Raw genomic sequence first — 16,966 nt, forward strand, 5'->3', positions numbered from 1 at the left:
GGGCTTCAGATTCAGATTCACAAAAAAATAAATTCAACTACACTACAGTGATTTGCATAGTTGCGTATCTCATTATCTATGCATAATTTAGATATAAATGTCTAATACTGAATTACCGAAGTAAGAAGCAATTAACTATAAAATTTCCAGATACAGCATGCTTTCCATTAGAAATATAAGGTCGAATAAAAAGGTTAAGAAAGCTTTGCTTGTCCTTTCTGGCCTTGTGTTATTCTTTCTTTTGGGAGTATCGATAGTCATTAACTTCATTATCACCCCCGGTAAATTAACCCCGAAAATTCTAGATATTATTAACTCAGAATTCAACACAACCACAACTATAGATCGTGCTGAATTAACATACTTTTCAAGTTTCCCGAATTTTGCCTTAAAACTATCGAACGGAACTTTATATGCCAAAGACAGTATTGCAAATGATACGCTACTTCATTTTAACACTGCCAGGTTGAAACTTAACCTTGTCGGAGTACTGCAAAAAAGTAAAAAGGCTATTAAAAAAATACAGATTCAGGAGGCAGATATAAATTTTAGTTTGGACTCTATGGGGGTTTCCAACTGGAGCAGTTTACAAAAGTTACCTCTTAAAACTTCAGATTCCTCTGGTGTTGTTGATAAACTGGACGCGCTTTACATCCCTCAGATAACTATTGAAAAATCGCATGTTAACTATTATGACCATTCTTCCGGACTTCAGGGTCAAATTGATAATTTCAATCTGGAGATCGATCCAAGTGTACGTAGAACTGATATAGATATACGTCTTAAAAGCAATAATGATAAAATCACTGTTTATCATAATTCTCTGGGGGCATTTACAGTACCCGAAATAAGTCTTGATTCAAAGTTGAAATTTTCACCAACGGACACGCTCTTGCAAATAAAAAAAGCGGATTTAAGCATTAAGGACATAAATTTGAGGAGTGAAGGTAATATTGAGCTCTTACCACAGAAAGAAAAGATTAGATTGGCTCTCAAAACCAAACTTACCACAAATTCATTAAAAGATTTAATGGCTTATGTGCCTGAGCAATATTTAAAGAAAAAAGGAATTCGCACCAGAGGGAAGCTCCTGATGGCCTGCGAAATTAATGGCGTATTAAGCAAAAGTGAACTTCCTGATATTACCACCGATATTGTGTTAAATAATGGCTCTGTTTCTTTTGCCGGGTACGCTGGAGAAGTTAATGACATCCATGGTGAAATAGCTGTTGTAGTCAAACCTAAGGAACCGCTAAATTCATATGCAAGTATTAAAAACCTCCAAATAAAGGGGACCGGTATTGATATTAATGGATCTGGTAGTATCCAGCAGCTTTTAAAAAAACCAATTATAGACATCGACTTACACAGTGCCCTGAATTTTAACACGATCTCAAAAAACTTTCCTTTAAGTGAGTCATTGATTTTACAAGGTGAAGTTACATCAGAATTATATTCAAATTTTAATGCCACCGACCTTTTAAATTTTCAATTTAATGAGATCCCAATGAAAGGCACCCTCAGCGTTGATAAATTCTTACTTCATTCAAAAGAAGACAGTACATTAATCGAAGTGGAAAAAATTGAAGGAAGAGCTTTTAACCATGCTCAAAATATAAAGGACTGGGACGCTCTTCTTTCTGTAAAGGAACTGGGAGTTCATACCAAAGATATTCATTTTAGTATTGCCGAACTAAGTTCGGATTTTAGTCCTTCGAAAAATACTGATCTTAATAGTTACAGGGCACAAACCAAAGTACATCATCTCAAATTCAGTGCATACGATTCTATTGTTGCCTTTAGTAATAAGTCTGAAATGGCTATTGTCTATTTCCCAAAAACTGATACTGCCCCTCCCGGCATTAACTCCATCCTAAGAGCAGATAGCTTGACCCTTTCTCAGAAGAAAGTCTTTTTAACCGTTTTAAAAGGTGAAACTGAAATGAAAATCACCCAAAGGGATTCCGTTTGGGAACCTTCAGGCACCCTTTACTTTGACAATATATATGCACATGCACCCGAGTTTCTTTATCATATTCAAACCCCAAAACAAAGTATTTCATTTATTAATGATAACCTCAGCCTGAACCAGACTTCTATCTCTTTTGGAGATTCTAATATGGTTGTTAGTGGTGACATTTACAATACGAAGGGATTACAGACGGGTGACCTGGTATCCGCAAGTCTTCAAATAGCTTCTTCTTATATGGATGCCAATCAATTGATTGATGTTATGGCCCCGATGGACAATGGAGCCATCGTTAGTTCAGATAATAAAGTCATTATTGATACAACTTCAATAGCATACAAAAACAGAAAACGCAAATTCCGATTGCCTGAGTATTTTAAGTTTGAATTATACAATAACATTTCCAGGTTCCAGATGGGTCAAATGCAATTAAATGGTATTACCGGAAATGTTAGTGTTGAGAAAGGTTTATTTAAAATGAAGGATATGCAGTTTAGGAATTTTGTTTCTGACCTGGATGCTGATCTGGCATTTAACACTCCAAAAAATGAAGCTGCAAATTTAGATTTTAAAGTTTATCTAAGTGAAATAGAAATGGCTCATATTAATGAAGTGGTACCTGTAATGGACTCCTTATTTCCGGCAGTTCATTCTTTTCAAGGGAAGGTGGATTTCAGAATAAAAGGAAACGTAGAACTGAATGAAGAGTTAAAGTTCAAACTTAAAACAGTCAGAGGGGTTGCAGCAATGAAGGCTACTGATATTTTCGTAGTGAATGACCCGGCATTCAAAGATCTGGCTAATACATTTAAATTTAAACACAAGCAAAAAAACCCGATAGAAACCTTAGAGATGCAAATGGCATTTAAGGATCATGGTGTGGATATCTTACCTGCTTTGATTGAAATCGACAAATACAAACTTGTACTTGGTGGCACACAACAACATGACATGAGCTATCATTACCATATTTCCGTATTAAAATCTCCTATTCCTTTCAAGACAGGTGTAGATATTACCGGTGAAAATTTTAAAGACCATCACATCAAACTATCAAAGGCTAAGTATAAGTACTATTTTACAGATAAAGAACGTTTACAAAAAAAGGCTGATTCTTCCATTGTGAATGAGAGGCTGGCAATTCTTAAAACATTAGATTTTTAAAAACCAAAAAAATAGCAATTATGAACCCCAAGGTGGATTTCTTTTTTAATAAGGATACAAAATGGCAAACTGCTTATGAACAATTAAGAACCCTGGTTCTGGAATGTGGTCTAACCGAGAATTTAAAATGGGGCGTTCCGTGTTACACTTATAAAAACAACAATATTGTCTTAATACATGGCTTTAAAGATTATTGTGCTCTTTTATTTCACAAGGGTGCTTTACTACAAGACACGGATTCCATATTAATTCAACAAACCAAAAATGTACAAGCAGCGCGACAGATCAGATTCACAGATGCCCAACAGATAGTTGACATGGAAGCTACCTTAAAGACCTACATATACGAGGCCATTGAAGTAGAAAAAGCAGGGCTTGAGGTTCGTTATAAAAAGACTTCAGAATTCGATATGCCCGAAGAATTTCAAAATAAACTTGATGAAGACCATGCCCTGAAAATAGCATTTGAAGCATTAACACCTGGCAGGCAACGTGGTTATTTACTTCATTTTTCAAGCGCCAAACAATCTAAAACACGTGAAGCACGTATTGAGAAAAACATTCCTAAAATAATGGATGGTAAAGGGCTAAATGACCGCTGATTTTAACTTAAAGCATTCGGCTTAACACCTGAAGGATATATTGAGGTCTTTATGACTTCTTTACATATTTGGTTAAAATTACAATATGCTGTCCGTCTACTTTCCCTTCAATATGTTCCGGGTTATCATGGACCAATGATATCCTGCGAACCGCAGTACCTCTTTTGGCAGTGAAATTCGCCCCTTTAACATTCAAGTCTTTGATCAGTACAACGCTATCGCCGTCTTTTAATTCAGCGCCATTGCTATCTTTATGCTTTGGCTTATCGGGGTCTTCTCCATCCCCCATAGCTTTAGCAATTTTTAATTCATCTTCTTCCAGATACATCATATCCAATAAATCTTGCGACCATCCTTCACCTCTTAACCTGTTCAGCATTCGCCAGGCCATTACTTTTACCGCCTGGTGTTCGCTCCACATACTATCGTTTAAACATCGCCAGTGATTGGCATCTATTGTATCGGAATCATTCATTTGTTCGATACATGTAGCACACGCAAGAAGACTGTCATCTATGCCCTCTGAGGTTGCAGGGGGTACGGTGTAAACACTTAATTGTTCTTTGGCTCCGCACAGTTCGCACGAAGACTGACTTCTGTCCTGTAGTGATTTTAAAACGCTCATATGTATCTTGAATTGGCTGCAATATTACTGCTAATCATAACAGTTTACAAGTATTACATATAAAAAGGAGGCTAGCGCCTCCTTTTTTAATTCTGATTCGGCATAAAATTAATTCTTAGAAAGCTCAGGTACCGAACGATACAAGTAATCTTCGTGTTTTCCTGTAAAATATTTCCCCATCTTCTCCCCAAATTCTTTACGGGCGTCTTCGGTGGTAAAATGTGCTTCAAAGAGTTCTCCATTCCTTTCCAGAGCTGCTTGTACTCCTGCTAAATCTTTTACGACAAACACTTCTATAAAGTCGGTACGATCAGAACCCCAGGCGTGCATATGAGGGTAAAAGCCTATAACATGTTCGTTTTTCATCACTACGTTATCGAACCATTCTTTATAAAGGTCATTAAATTCCTTCATGGTACCATTTTCCGGAAATGCACCATGACTCACCCTTACATAAGATACTAATGATTCTTTTGCCTTTTCAGGGTCTTCAGGTTTCATATATGGAAAACTAACGTATATCTCGTCGGAGTGCGCATTCATATAATAAGAATTCCTTTTCTTAAAGTATTCCTTACGTGCATCACTATCTGGCCATGCCGCTTCAACTAATTCGTCATTTTTATCCTGTGCTTTTTCAATATTTTCCCAGGAATCATAGACTGTTACAAAAATTACCTCAGAATTATCAGGAGTAAAATAATGAGTGTAAACCCCTGCATCAACAATGAGGTCGTTTTTTTTGATTACATTTTCCAGGTACTCTTTTTCAGTGGCAATCCAATCTTCCATGGAGCCGCCATCTTTATCAAAATTCCAGTGGTTGGTAGTGACAGTAAGGTAATACTGTGAAGGTTCTTGTGCTTGGATAGTGAATGCATACAGACATAATAAACATGTCCATAAGATCAGGATCGGTTGTTTGGTTGTTTTCATTGTTCCAAAATTTAGTTAGTGAATAATTTCCACAGCAGTAGCTTCACCTAAATTTGGAGTATGCACTAATTTGAGTATAGATTGTGTTAGAAGTAATACAAATATACAATTAATTAACATATCTTTTTGTTTTACAACTACTTATACGCTATTAATTGGCAGAACAATAGGGTTAAAATTTCGTAAGAACCCTTACTAAATTAAATAATTCTTTTCCCTATATATTTGGAATTAAGCAAGGTTAAGGCTCCCATATAGTCTACCTTAAAACTCACTAAATCACCTACTTTAAAATTGGCCTTATTTTCATCGACATCAATAACAATCATATCGGAACTGCTCCCTACTAAGCCATATTTATCGTGATCTTCATCTATAATAGTGAGGTGCTTTGGATCTACATCAAGCAAGCCGATATCTAAAATAGCCCGATAACTGGTTTCCTTATAATCCATGATTTCAAAACTTGGTTTTTCTCCGGCAACATTAACACCTACCAGGCCCGTTGGATTTTTTGGTTTTTCGATGATTTCAATAATCTCCGCCTTCAATAAAAACACATCCTGTTTCATTTCAGGAATATTGGTGTGTTCGACAATATCATTGCCAAAATACAGGGTTTCACCAATTCTGAAATGATTGACTCCCTCAGGCACCAGTCCCTTAGTTAACAATGGAAAACTAATCGAAGTACCAGCTGATACCCATTTTATTTTTTTATTAAACTTGGCTTCGATAAGCTGTTCATACAAGCTCATCTGGATTAATTTATCATGGGATGGCATGATGCCATTCATACAATTCAGGTTGGCACCGAGCCCCACAACCTCAACCCCTTTCAAATTAAAAACTTTATCATAAAAATCTATAAAATCTTCACGCATGACCCCTTCTCTCAAATCGCCCATTTCTATCATGATCACAATCTGATGTCGTTTCCCTAATTTTAAGGCGCGGTCGTTAATAGCTTTAATGGTTGAGAACTGGGTATTGAAACTAATATCAGCAAACGCAAGAAGATCATCTATACTTCGTTGGGGTACCGGCTTGATATATACGGTTTCTACTGATGGGTCTATCTCTTTAATTTTTTTCAGATTACTTAACCTGGAATCTAAAACCGTTTTTGGTTTTAACTTGAGAAGCTCTTTCAGGAATAGCTCATTACCACACAACAATTTGGTTACCACACCCCATTCTTTCCTGTCCTTTTTAAATATTGCATCTAAATATTTAAAGTTGTGTTTTAACGATTTCGTATTAAGCTGTAAATATGCCATGGTCTCTGCTTTGCTTGGATATAAGATAGAAAATAAAAGCCGAAAGTAAAATTCCCGGAAGTATTGGATCGAACCCAAATGGTATATCGATTTTTAAAAAAGTCAGCAATAAAGTAGATGCTCCACCAACAATCATCGACCATAGTGCTGCTTTTCCCGAGGGTTTCCTAACATAAAGCATCCCAATGACAGGCACAAATAGCCCCGATACCATAAAGGCATAAGACATTAACATCAATTCCAACACATTTTTCATCAATGTCGCTAATAAAACCGCAACAGCGCCAATAATTAATGTTGCGAGCTGTGAATGGCGAATATTTTTATTGTTCTGACTGTTAAGGCCCAGAATATCCGTTATAAAATTCCCGGAAGAGGCTAACAGGCAACTATCTGCTGTAGACATAATAGCCGAAAAATAAGCTGCCAGCATGAGCCCCATTAATCCGGCAGGTAAAATATTTTTAAGTAAGAGTGGTAATCCAATTTCCGGATCCATTGCTGTTGCAGATGCAAAACCATCAGCTAAAAACATACCTTGTTCTGCTCCTACCCTTGCAAATAGGCCGAGCAGCACACCCATAAAGGCCATGACGGGATATTCAAAAAGTCCGGCTGTGAACCAGGCTTTTTTCGCTGTCTTTTCATCTTTACATGCATAAATTCTCTGGTAGAGTGTCATTCCTATAAACCAAATTGGTATGATCGTTACTGCCCAATTAATAAGTTGTACCCAGCTTACACTTGTCAGGCTTAAAAAACCATCGGGCAAAACCTTTACGATTGCCTCATAACCGCCGAGCTCTACATACGAAATTGGAATGCCTATCAGAATGAGTCCTAACATTAATATCGCCCACTGAAATGTATCGGTATAAACCACCGCTTTAATACCCCCAAAAACGGTATACACTACGGCAATAACGCCCATCATCAATACAGCTTTGTTGACTGATAATTCAGGAAAAGTACCAACAGCTAATTTAGCTCCTGCCAATAATTGCGAGGAGGTAAACCCAAGGTATCCGATAAAGGATATGATTCCTGCAAGAAGGGCCACTCTGGCTCCATATTTTCTTTTTAAGAGTTCGGGAAATGTTAGTAAGTTAAACAAATGGCCTTCACTTATGACTTTAGGAATGAGAAATACGGCACTGAGCCATGCTCCTAACAGCCCTGTAAACAACATCCATGAACCGGAGATTCCCATAAGAAAACCTAAGCCCCCCAATCCAATTGAAAATCCTCCGCCCACATCGGTAGCTACAACAGAAAGTCCAATATGCCAGCTTCCCATTTTATTACCGCCGGTATAGTAGTCTTTGGCATCTTTATTTTTGTAGTGGAAATAAAAACCAATTCCGAGAACGACTATGATGTAGACAATAAAAATTGCTATATCTATCGTACCCATACTATTTGGTTAAGCGCATTTCGAGGTATTTATTCGTAAACCCTAATTTTTCATATAGTATTTTAGCAGGGTTATCGGGTTCTACATGCAGTGCCAAACCTCCTTCAATGAGGCTGATTGCTTTTTCCATAACAGCTTTCCCAACACCTTTACCCCTGGCAGTTGTAGCGACTGCTATGTAAACAAGAATGTTTTCTGGAATATAGCCAGACATTCCTGTTTCGTTAATAATGGTAATTCCAACAATTTTTTCATGATCTTTCGCAACCAAAGCAAAACCTCCATGGGCTGTAACTTCATCCATGACAGCATAGTTAAGACACTTTAGGATGTCTTCCTTTGGATCTCCATATTGTTCGAGGTTATTAAAAAGAAAATCGACGATAACAGATTTCGTTTTTTCGTCGGGTTTATTATTGGTATTATACAAGATAAAACTCAGCATACCTTTGGTTTAAATAAATTAGACAATTACTCTTCCTGACCTTGCAGATATATATTTCGGTACCTGGCTTTTTCTCTGGTCTTACGACGAGCCATTGATGGTTTGGTAAATTCTTTTCGATCCCTAATCTCTCTGATCATTTTGGTTTTGTTGAACTTTCGCTTGTAACGCTTTAAAGCTCTTTCAATACTTTCATCCTTTTTCACTATAATTTTTAGCATATCTTTTTTTTAATTATACAATCATATCCTATAATATAACTAAAAAAAATAATTAGAATGTGTGTTAAGGAAGTATTAATCTTGGCGATTTAGCTCAATTTACATGGATCGTAAAGCCTTCTGATCTTTTTTAGGAAGAGAGGCCACTATAAGATCGTAAGAATGATCAATAAGCTCTTGTAAAAATACATCAGAGATATGTGTGTCAGAAAGTGAAATGGTGTTCCAGTGTTTTTTACTCATGTGATACCCTCCCTGAATGCCTTCATATTCTTCACGCAATTCACGAGCCCAATCAGGATCACATTTCAAATTTATTTCAGGTGTTCCTTCCTCCCACTTCATTAAAGACGATAAGGCAAACATTTTACCCATGACCTTAAATACCAATACATCCTCATTAAAAGGAAACGCTTCGGTTACCCCCTTTTTTGAGATACAATATGCTCTATAAGCCTCTATATGCATAGTTATTCTTTTAAGGCTTCATTCATTAGAAGTTTTTCATTTGTTGTAATCTCCAAAGCTGAATAATCCAGTTTCCAACCTATGGTTTCAACAATGTTCTGAATGATCAGAATAGTTTCAAGGGCTTCCTTCCTGGCTGTATCCATAAGTCCACTTTCAGGAATCTTATCCATCACAAATTCGCGGGCTTTCTCATTTAACTGAGATATCTCATCTGGTTTAAATTTATTCAATACACCATCTTTGATATCATAAAATTTATAGTTCGGCTCGAAGCTCAACACCTCAGGTTCTGGAAACGCATGTAAAATAATTCGTTTGCGCTTATTATCAGCTTCCATTTTTAGTTTTTGAAGGTTAAATCCTATATGTACCTTGGCTTTCACGATTAATAAGGCGCGTTTGGTGCTGGAAATCATTCCAAAGAAATACCCTTTATCTTGCTGGTGATCATAAATCTCAGCAAATTCTCCTTCTACAACGACCAATTTACATACTTTCCTTATTTTCTCAAGCAGCACAACCGACTGTGTATTGGTCACTTCTTTACTTCGCTTTAATCGATATGTTGAGAAAAGCCAATACATACATACCGCTCCAACGAAAAGACCTAAAAATATTTGAATTATATCACTCATTCGTATTTCCTATTTTCCCTAAATGGGTGTCGTGAAAAGATGTTGGATACTTTAGTCCATAACCCAGTGCTCTATCGAACGAGGCATGCCCAAAGATAATAATCCCAATTAACTGAATGTACTCATTAGCAAGATACAAGCCTAAAAAGAACATCAACACCGCTACAGCTTTGTGATGAAAAAGGTTATAGGTGAAGGCTCCCGTTTTCGGGTTAAAGACATAACCCAGCATTCCGATATCCGGTAGTAATATTAAAACTAAAAACCACCACCAGGCAAAAGACAAAGTACTAAACAAATATATTGCCAGGCCCAGCATCAGGAGTTCTTCTATTTTGATACTATTTTTCATCAGGTATTATTTCATATAAAACAGGTTTGCTAGGAGCGGCATCATTTTCAAAGGGGGCTACCTGTAAATTTAAAAAATAAGTGCCATCTTTAACTTCATTGGGTACATATATAAATTCTGTGATGGTAGCATCATACCTTCTCAAGCCATCAAAATTCCAAAAAGCTTTATGTGCTAATAATTTTCCTTCATCTTTTTCTTTATCTACAGAGGGCAAATCGATTAATAAGTGCTTTACTCCTTTTTCTCTTAAAAATGTTGCAGCCTCCTCTTCCAGGTAAGGCGGATTGGTGTGCGCGTATTGCTTCGTTAATTTATCAGAATAGTTTGGGAGGGTTCTGATAACCACGGCATCCGGTCTTTTTCCGTGTAAGGCAACCTTTAATTGTTGGGCCGGAATTATAAAGTCATCCTCAATTTTTCCCGGTGCAACCGTTACCACTTCGGCCATGAAGAAATACTTTTTCAAGTGTTCATTAATCGAATGAAACTCATGTGTTATGTGTCCGAGGCACTCGGTATGTGTTCCATGAGCATGAGGTATAACGTTTATGGCGTTGAAGTTTGTGGAAGCTCCTTCAGAAACTGCACCTATAAAATCTCCATCCTGAACAGGTTGAATGGTGGGTGGCCCCACATACCAGGCATTTACATTTTCGCCCCCATTTTTAATGGGAATCGAAATGTCTATAGGGTTATTAAAATTTATAGGGTATTTTTTGTTTTTGTACTGAATTGTAGCTTTCAAGTTTATTTAGGTTTTTAGTGTTTACTGTAAATTTAAAAGAAATAAATCAGAAGCAATACCATCGGCTAAAAATTTCCCTTTGGCCGTCGTTTTCAAAACAGGCAAGGACGGGTTGGAATTATCGATCTCCAATAAACCCTCTTCTATATACTTCTGAGACTGCTGTATCAGGTATTCCAGATACTTTTCTCCAAAGCTCTCTTTAACTTTATTGAGTGACACCCCCCAAATGGTTCTTAAACCCGTCATTATGGTTTCATTAAATCGATCGACCGTTGACAGGGTTTCAACTTCAGATGGTAATATATTCTCCTGAAGGCTTTTAATGTATTTTGAATTATTGGCTACATTCCAACTTCTGTGAAGGCCATCATAACTATGCGCTGACGGACCGATACCAAGGTATTTCTTACCGAGCCAATAGGCAGAGTTGTTTTTACTAAAGTATCCTTCTTTCCCAAAATTAGACAACTCATAATGAATAAAGTCGTGCTCCTTTAGGGTATCTACCAGAAGTTGAAAATGTTGTTGAGCAATTTCATCATCGACTGGTTTAACAATTCCTTTTTCTATAAATTTTTCTAAAGCTGTTTTGGGTTCTACGGTTAAGGCATAACTCGAAATATGTGGAATATTAAAACTTAATGCTGTTTCGATATTTTGCATCCAGCCTTCATTGCTCATTCCCGGAATCCCGTAGATCAGGTCTATGGTGATATTATCAAAAATGGCTGTAGCTGCTTCAATACACTTTTTAGCCTCTTTGGCATTATGAGCGCGGTTCATCAATTTTAGGTCTTCCTCAAAAAATGATTGTATTCCAATACTCAAGCGATTGATTCCGATGCCTTTGTATGCTTCAAAAATAGTTTTCGACTGCTCTCCAACTAATGATGCTTCTGTTAGGTCATCAGGATTAGCTTCCAGCGTAATTTCGGGATCTGCAATCACCTTAAAATTTTCATAAACTGCGGCGATAAGGGATTTTAACTCTTGAACAGATAACAAGCTAGGTGTACCACCTCCAAAATATATGGTCTCTACAGGTTCATCCTGCAACTCGTTTTTACGCAATTGCATTTCTTTGACCAGTGCAATTACCAAATCATCTTTTTTCTTTAAGGAGGTCGAAAAATGAAAATCGCAGTAATGACAGGCCTGCTTACAAAAGGGAATATGTAAATAAATTCCAGCCATATTTAGTATTCAGTGTTGAGTATTCAGTGTTGAGCCTTATTATTTTGATGTTTTCACCCCAAATTTATGCAGGTTCAACATCGTGTAATTAATAAGCTTAATCACTTCATAACTTTCATTTATAAATTCATTATACAGATTTTCTGTTATATAATCACATCTAAATGAGAATTCTATCCAAACCTGAGTTTCAGAATTTTCTGCATCACTATCAGGGCATAAGTTTCCTCTTTAGGGAAAGCTTTGGTCTCTTCAAAAATTCTCATAGCCAATTCAAACTATTTCCTATACGAATAAAGATCTTGAAACTTCATGTTTAATCTTGGTTTTAGTGAGTTACTGCTACTGAATACTGCCAACCGCTATTTAATCTTATCCTGATTCTGCTTAACAAAAGACTCCCAACCGGAATAGCTTTTTGTTTGCTGGGTTTTTCCGGAATTAAAAAAATGACAAACAGCAGCTGCCAGACCATCAGTTGAATCTAAATTTTTAGGCAACTCTTTTATACTAAGTAAACTTTGAAGCATTCTTGCTACCTGCTCTTTACTTGCATTACCATTCCCGGTTATAGCCATTTTAATCTTCTTGGGTGAGTATTCTGTAACGGGCACCTGACGTGATAAACCCGCTGCCATGGCCACTCCCTGGGCTCTCCCTAATTTAAGCATCGATTGAACATTCTTACCAAAAAAAGGTGCTTCAATGGCTATTTCGTCAGGATGATGTGTATCGATTAGTTCGATCGTACGTTCAAAAATTAATTTTAGCTTTACGTAAGGGTCAGTATACTTTTTAAGCTGTAATTCATTCAACTGCAGTAAGGTCATTTTTTTATTAACGACCTTAATCAAACCAAAACCCATAATAGTGGTTCCGGGATCTATTCCTAATATGATCTTTTCTGTGTTCAAAATGTATAATATGAAGCGGTGTCCCTTTTCTACAAAGCTACACTAATCCGCCTTTAAAACAATAGGAAGTTTAATTTTGGTGCTCACCGGAATATCTCTTTTAATAGCAGGATATAATTTTGGCAATTGTTTTAAAGACTCATTGATAATACTATCGAGTTGTGGTATCTGTTTATTGATCACGTCTGTTTTCTCGATCCCCGTAATTTTAATGGTTCCGGTATTTGAGATCAACATATGGACCTTTACGGTATCATTCAGACTCTTATGAACCACTATGTGATTGTTTTGAAGGGTTTCAAAAACCTGATTCGTGAAGGTCGTCTGGAAACATCTTCGTTGCTGCGTTTTGTCAGCTGTTTCATCGCAGGCCTCAAAAAGAGGGTACTGATCTACTTCATTCCAGTTAATGCTTTGCATCTCTCTATTGACCAATTCTTCCTTGGAAGGCTTACCTCCAAAAATATCGCATGAGACACATAATACTATGAGTAAAAAAGCAGCTGTTAGACGCATGAAAATCAATTCTGTGACGAATTTACATAATTAATCTTTATCAATGAAAAATTACATTTTTTTCATCAATCAGCTGCAAGATGAATTTCGGCTTTTAATTCGGATATGCGTTTTTCTGCATGTACCCGATAACGTTTGCCAAACCTATGGCTTCCAAACTTATCCAGGTAGTTTTGATAGTATTTGATTTTCGTTTTTGGATCTTGATAATAATGATCACTTACAAAACAGATATTGTAATAAGTGATGTAATCATCAGGATTTTGTTCGTAGGTTAACCAATAGTAATCCAGGGCCTTTTTATAATCTCTTTTGGTTCTAAAGGAACTTGCTATAGCATGGTATTCTCTGGAGAGGTCTACTCTTTTCACCGTTATGGCTTCTTTAAAATAAACGATTGCGCTATCTGCCTGCTTTTCCTTTCTGTAAATATTTCCAATATTAAAATAAGCATCGCTATTGGCATTGTCGATGCCGATCGCTCCCAAATAACTGTCTATAGCCTCTTTATTTCGCCAGTCTTTTTCATAACAATGTCCTAAATACATAAAAATGTAGGTTTCCAAATAGCGTTGTTTGATAAGCTGTTCGAAATATGGAATTGCGCTGTTGTACTCCTGAAAATTATAATGAGCTAATGCCTTCAGGTTGAGTAATTGCGCATTTGTAGGAGCTACCTTCAGGCCTTTGTCTACCACGAAATGAACCGAATCCATATACTTTTTTTTAAGGTAATAAGCCCCTAATTCTTTAATGTTATTTATATGAGTGGTATCGAGATGAAAGGTTTTTTTAAAGCTGTCTTTGGCCTTATCACGTTTTCCCAAAGCCTCTACCGACAACCCATACCTATAATGGTTATCCGGATTCAATGAGTCTTTCTGTGTGAGTAGAAGGAAGGTGTTTTCGGCCTTTTCAAACTGTTTGGTTTTAAAATAAAGCTTTCCTAATTCTTTTTGCGGAAGCAACTTCTCCGGATTATTAGAAACAATACCTTCATATTGCAGGATCGCTTTATCCAGGTTTCCCAACGCGACGTATGCCTGGGCAATTTTTAACTGATTAGTATAAGATGGGTTTCGGGCATATAAATTAATGGCTTTGGTATAATGACCATTTTTAAAGAGGTTGTCAGCTTCATTGGAAACCGGGGCTTGCGCCCCGGCTACTAAAACCCAAAACATTACAATTAATCGAACAAAAGTTTTCATGAATTCAGATTACATTATAATCTTTAAAACATTATTATCAGCAATCTTTACTTCAGTATTTGGTAAACCTTTATATTGAAAAATCAGTTTTTGTCCTTTCTCTACCTTGATTGCAAAGTCACCATCATAATTAGTTACAGCTCCCTTGCTGGTACCTTCAATCACAATTGCCACGCCCGGTAGCCCTTTTCCATTATTAGATACATTACCCTTAACTATACCCGATTCCAATGAGGAATCGTACTCTTGGTAAACAGCACGAGCTCCTGCGTTAGGTTTTACCATTGAAGTTTGTTTATCTGACACCTTTGTAAATTTAGTTTGATCTGATAACCTAAAAACAATTGGATAAGCAAAAGTCACAGGCACGGCATTTCCATTATCATCTCTTCCTGGTTCAATTACCGGTAATGCATTAATGATTCTTTTGGCTTCAGCTTCTAATAACTCATGTGGCCCCCTGGTTCTCATTACCGTAGTAGATCCGTCAGGATTAATTTTAAACTGAACATACACTCTTCCTTGTACTCCTTGATCATGAGCTTTTTTAGGATAACGAAAATACTTTCTTACATGGGCATCGAGCTGGTCCTTAAAACACTGAAATTGTTCTTTTTCAATTATATCAATACAAGTTGGAAATGCCGGTTTTTGATAAGCTACGTTATAAGGCACCTCAGGTCCTCCATCTTGTTTATTCATGGGCTTATTTTCGCCAGGAGTAGGGGTGTCTAGACTAAAAGATATAGGATAAGCAAAACTTACAGGAACGACATTGTCGTTTTTATCTCTACCCGGATTCAGTTGTGGAAGCTTTTCAAAAATTCGTAGAGCCTCTCCTTCTAGTAATTTTGTTGGCCCTCTTAGGTTCAAGACGGTAATATTGCCACTTGTTTCAACTCTAAACTGAACATACACCCTCCCTTGCTCACCTTTTTCCTGAGCTTCTTCAGGATAACGGAAATTTTTTCGAATATGATTATCTAACTGTTCTTTAAAACTTTTAAATAGATCTTCATCATTTTCATAACCTTTAAAAGAAGGTTTTTGAGCTACAACTGTAAATGGAACATCCTCAGTATTCAGGACCGTATTCTCCGGTGTTGATTCTTCTTTAGCCTCTTTTTCACATGAAGTATAAACCAACATGCCTAATACCAAAGGTACCATTAGCAAATACTTTAATTGCCAGACTTTTCTAGATCTTGTTTTTTGTAACATAACGATTCGTTTTTTGATTAATGAATGATTAAAAAATTGATTGATGAATGATATATGTTCTGTATTGAACACTTGTTCCAATAACAGCTCATACGATTGTTTCTTTGATTTCTTTGCCGTGTGCGCATCGGCTATAAACTCATGCAACTCTGAAACTCGTGCCTGATAGATATAGATGAGTGGATTAAACCAAAATACGATGCGTAAGAGTTCGAACAGCATTAAGTCCCACGTATGCTTTTCTTTGATATGCACCAGCTCGTGTTCGATGATATGCTGATGATTCTTCTCTTTAATACTATCTCCGAGAAAAATATGCTTGAAAAAGGAAAAGGCGACTTCACTCTTGGTCAAGAGCACCTCAGTATATTCCTGATACCAGTGGATCTTTCCTTGTCGTTTTAATTGATATATCTTATATAACTTATATCCAAACCAAAGTACACTTAGCAAACTTCCTGCAAGCAACAACCACTGCCACCAGAATAAATCTGGCAACAAGGAGGCCTGTGCAGCCTGGCTCTCTGTAACCGTGGTTTCCGCTAAAACGATAACAGGTAATTGCATCGCATATGCCTGGGGCACTACTTCTTTAAAGGAATCCAACTGAATGAAAGGCAGTGCTAACGAAAGTAGTGGCGTGATAATTAAATACGCCCTGTTCCAGTTAAAAAAGGTTTCTTTCTTTAGCAACACATCGTATACTAATAGAAATAGCAATTGGAACGCTATGGTTTGGATAATGTAGTGTAACATGATTATTCGTCTTCTTTGTTCAACTCTTTTAAAATGGCTTCCATCTCTTTCAGGCTGATGTCATTCTTCTTGACAAAAAACGAAACCATACTTTTAAAGGAACCCTGAAAGTAATTGTCCATTAGCTTATTAAGCGATTGATTGCTGTACTCCTCTTTCTTTAACAGCGGATAATACACATACCCCTTCCCTTCTTTTTCATGCCCTACAAAGCCTTTGCTTTCCAGGATTCGAATAATCGTAGAAACTGTATTATAGGCGGGTTTTGGCTCCGGCAAATTCTCAATGA

The 16,966-nt window shown here is 36.8% G+C and carries 19 protein-coding genes; 2 read left to right on the top strand and 17 right to left on the bottom strand.

The genetic code is table 11. From position 1 onward, the window contains the following. Positions 1-157: 157 nt before the first annotated feature. Positions 158-3,133 (top strand): AsmA family protein, encoded by a 2,976-nt coding sequence (locus BM361_RS15515; protein WP_074979997.1) that lies wholly within the window; start codon positions 158-160, stop codon positions 3,131-3,133. Positions 3,134-3,153: 20 nt separating this feature from the next. After that, positions 3,154-3,735: a YdeI/OmpD-associated family protein gene (locus tag BM361_RS15520; RefSeq protein ID WP_074979999.1), complete on the top strand. Its 582-nt coding sequence runs from the start codon at positions 3,154-3,156 to the stop codon at positions 3,733-3,735. 49 nt (positions 3,736-3,784) lie between these two features. Here the strand turns inward: BM361_RS15520 and BM361_RS15525 are convergent, their stop codons facing one another. From BM361_RS15525 to BM361_RS15605, 17 genes are all read right to left on the bottom strand, one after another. Beyond that, positions 3,785-4,360 (bottom strand): PhnA domain-containing protein, encoded by a 576-nt coding sequence (locus BM361_RS15525; RefSeq protein ID WP_074980000.1) that lies wholly within the window; start codon positions 4,358-4,360, stop codon positions 3,785-3,787. A 108-nt stretch (positions 4,361-4,468) separates the two neighbouring features. Continuing rightward, positions 4,469-5,296, bottom strand: a complete 828-nt coding sequence (locus BM361_RS15530; RefSeq protein ID WP_038267033.1) for a hypothetical protein — start codon at positions 5,294-5,296, stop codon at positions 4,469-4,471. A 200-nt stretch (positions 5,297-5,496) separates the two neighbouring features. After that, entirely contained in the window at positions 5,497-6,576 is a 1,080-nt protein-coding gene (locus tag BM361_RS15535) for an alanine racemase (protein ID WP_038267036.1), read from the bottom strand. Continuing rightward, positions 6,557-7,990, bottom strand: a complete 1,434-nt coding sequence (locus tag BM361_RS15540; RefSeq protein WP_074980002.1) for a sodium:solute symporter family protein — start codon at positions 7,988-7,990, stop codon at positions 6,557-6,559. Before BM361_RS15540 ends, BM361_RS15535 begins: the two co-directional genes overlap by 20 nt. A 1-nt stretch (position 7,991) precedes the next feature. Further along, on the bottom strand, positions 7,992-8,435 hold the full coding sequence (locus tag BM361_RS15545) for a GNAT family N-acetyltransferase (protein ID WP_074980003.1): 444 nt from the start codon (positions 8,433-8,435) through the stop codon (positions 7,992-7,994). Positions 8,436-8,461: 26 nt separating this feature from the next. Further along, positions 8,462-8,656, bottom strand: a complete 195-nt coding sequence (gene rpsU, locus BM361_RS15550; RefSeq protein ID WP_038267045.1) for a 30S ribosomal protein S21 — start codon at positions 8,654-8,656, stop codon at positions 8,462-8,464. Positions 8,657-8,755: 99 nt separating this feature from the next. Then, on the bottom strand, positions 8,756-9,124 hold the full coding sequence (locus BM361_RS15555; protein WP_038267049.1) for an MmcQ/YjbR family DNA-binding protein: 369 nt from the start codon (positions 9,122-9,124) through the stop codon (positions 8,756-8,758). A 2-nt stretch (positions 9,125-9,126) separates the two neighbouring features. Continuing rightward, positions 9,127-9,762, bottom strand: coding sequence for a DUF4230 domain-containing protein (locus BM361_RS15560; RefSeq protein WP_074980005.1), 636 nt, complete (start codon positions 9,760-9,762; stop codon positions 9,127-9,129). Then, complete coding sequence (locus tag BM361_RS15565) at positions 9,755-10,114, bottom strand: DUF4260 domain-containing protein (RefSeq protein ID WP_038267054.1); 360 nt, start codon at positions 10,112-10,114, stop codon at positions 9,755-9,757. The genes BM361_RS15560 and BM361_RS15565 overlap by 8 nt, the downstream gene beginning before the upstream one ends. Next, a complete protein-coding gene (locus tag BM361_RS15570; protein ID WP_082436151.1) occupies positions 10,104-10,862 on the bottom strand; it encodes a cyclase family protein in 759 nt (252 codons plus the stop codon). The genes BM361_RS15565 and BM361_RS15570 overlap by 11 nt, the downstream gene beginning before the upstream one ends. A 21-nt stretch (positions 10,863-10,883) precedes the next feature. After that, on the bottom strand, positions 10,884-12,059 hold the full coding sequence (gene hemW / locus BM361_RS15575) for a radical SAM family heme chaperone HemW (RefSeq protein WP_074980007.1): 1,176 nt from the start codon (positions 12,057-12,059) through the stop codon (positions 10,884-10,886). Between the two features lie 39 nt (positions 12,060-12,098). Next, on the bottom strand, positions 12,099-12,236 hold the full coding sequence (locus BM361_RS17220; protein WP_317039409.1) for a hypothetical protein: 138 nt from the start codon (positions 12,234-12,236) through the stop codon (positions 12,099-12,101). Positions 12,237-12,421: 185 nt separating this feature from the next. After that, positions 12,422-12,973, bottom strand: a complete 552-nt coding sequence (ruvC, locus tag BM361_RS15585; protein WP_038267064.1) for a crossover junction endodeoxyribonuclease RuvC — start codon at positions 12,971-12,973, stop codon at positions 12,422-12,424. 42 nt (positions 12,974-13,015) lie between these two features. Then, on the bottom strand, positions 13,016-13,489 hold the full coding sequence (locus tag BM361_RS15590) for a hypothetical protein (protein ID WP_074980009.1): 474 nt from the start codon (positions 13,487-13,489) through the stop codon (positions 13,016-13,018). Between the two features lie 65 nt (positions 13,490-13,554). Beyond that, positions 13,555-14,700 (bottom strand): tetratricopeptide repeat protein, encoded by a 1,146-nt coding sequence (locus tag BM361_RS15595; protein WP_074980010.1) that lies wholly within the window; start codon positions 14,698-14,700, stop codon positions 13,555-13,557. A 9-nt stretch (positions 14,701-14,709) separates the two neighbouring features. Next, a complete protein-coding gene (locus BM361_RS15600) occupies positions 14,710-16,677 on the bottom strand; it encodes a TonB family protein (RefSeq protein ID WP_074980012.1) in 1,968 nt (655 codons plus the stop codon). A gap of 2 nt (positions 16,678-16,679) precedes the next feature. Next, positions 16,680-16,966: BlaI/MecI/CopY family transcriptional regulator (locus BM361_RS15605; RefSeq protein ID WP_074980013.1), on the bottom strand; the 287-nt coding region annotated here is incomplete at its 5' end.

Origin of the sequence: Zhouia amylolytica, from assembly GCF_900116365.1 — a bacterium.
GTDB lineage: Bacteria > Bacteroidota > Bacteroidia > Flavobacteriales > Flavobacteriaceae > Zhouia > Zhouia amylolytica.

Excerpts from the sequence above, each read along its gene's own strand:
- BM361_RS15515 (WP_074979997.1), top strand. The coding sequence starts at position 158 with ATGCTTTCCATTAGAAATATAAGGTCGAATAAAAAGGTTAAGAAAGCT.
- BM361_RS15520 (WP_074979999.1), top strand. The coding sequence starts at position 3,154 with ATGAACCCCAAGGTGGATTTCTTTTTTAATAAGGATACAAAATGGCAA.
- BM361_RS15525 (WP_074980000.1), bottom strand. The coding sequence starts at position 4,360 with ATGAGCGTTTTAAAATCACTACAGGACAGAAGTCAGTCTTCGTGCGAA.
- BM361_RS15530 (WP_038267033.1), bottom strand. The coding sequence starts at position 5,296 with ATGAAAACAACCAAACAACCGATCCTGATCTTATGGACATGTTTATTA.
- BM361_RS15535 (WP_038267036.1), bottom strand. The coding sequence starts at position 6,576 with ATGGCATATTTACAGCTTAATACGAAATCGTTAAAACACAACTTTAAA.
- BM361_RS15540 (WP_074980002.1), bottom strand. The coding sequence starts at position 7,990 with ATGGGTACGATAGATATAGCAATTTTTATTGTCTACATCATAGTCGTT.
- BM361_RS15545 (WP_074980003.1), bottom strand. The coding sequence starts at position 8,435 with ATGCTGAGTTTTATCTTGTATAATACCAATAATAAACCCGACGAAAAA.
- rpsU (WP_038267045.1), bottom strand. The coding sequence starts at position 8,656 with ATGCTAAAAATTATAGTGAAAAAGGATGAAAGTATTGAAAGAGCTTTA.
- BM361_RS15555 (WP_038267049.1), bottom strand. The coding sequence starts at position 9,124 with ATGCATATAGAGGCTTATAGAGCATATTGTATCTCAAAAAAGGGGGTA.
- BM361_RS15560 (WP_074980005.1), bottom strand. The coding sequence starts at position 9,762 with ATGAGTGATATAATTCAAATATTTTTAGGTCTTTTCGTTGGAGCGGTA.
- BM361_RS15565 (WP_038267054.1), bottom strand. The coding sequence starts at position 10,114 with ATGAAAAATAGTATCAAAATAGAAGAACTCCTGATGCTGGGCCTGGCA.
- hemW (WP_074980007.1), bottom strand. The coding sequence starts at position 12,059 with ATGGCTGGAATTTATTTACATATTCCCTTTTGTAAGCAGGCCTGTCAT.
- BM361_RS15590 (WP_074980009.1), bottom strand. The coding sequence starts at position 13,489 with ATGCGTCTAACAGCTGCTTTTTTACTCATAGTATTATGTGTCTCATGC.
- BM361_RS15595 (WP_074980010.1), bottom strand. The coding sequence starts at position 14,700 with ATGAAAACTTTTGTTCGATTAATTGTAATGTTTTGGGTTTTAGTAGCC.
- BM361_RS15600 (WP_074980012.1), bottom strand. The coding sequence starts at position 16,677 with ATGTTACACTACATTATCCAAACCATAGCGTTCCAATTGCTATTTCTA.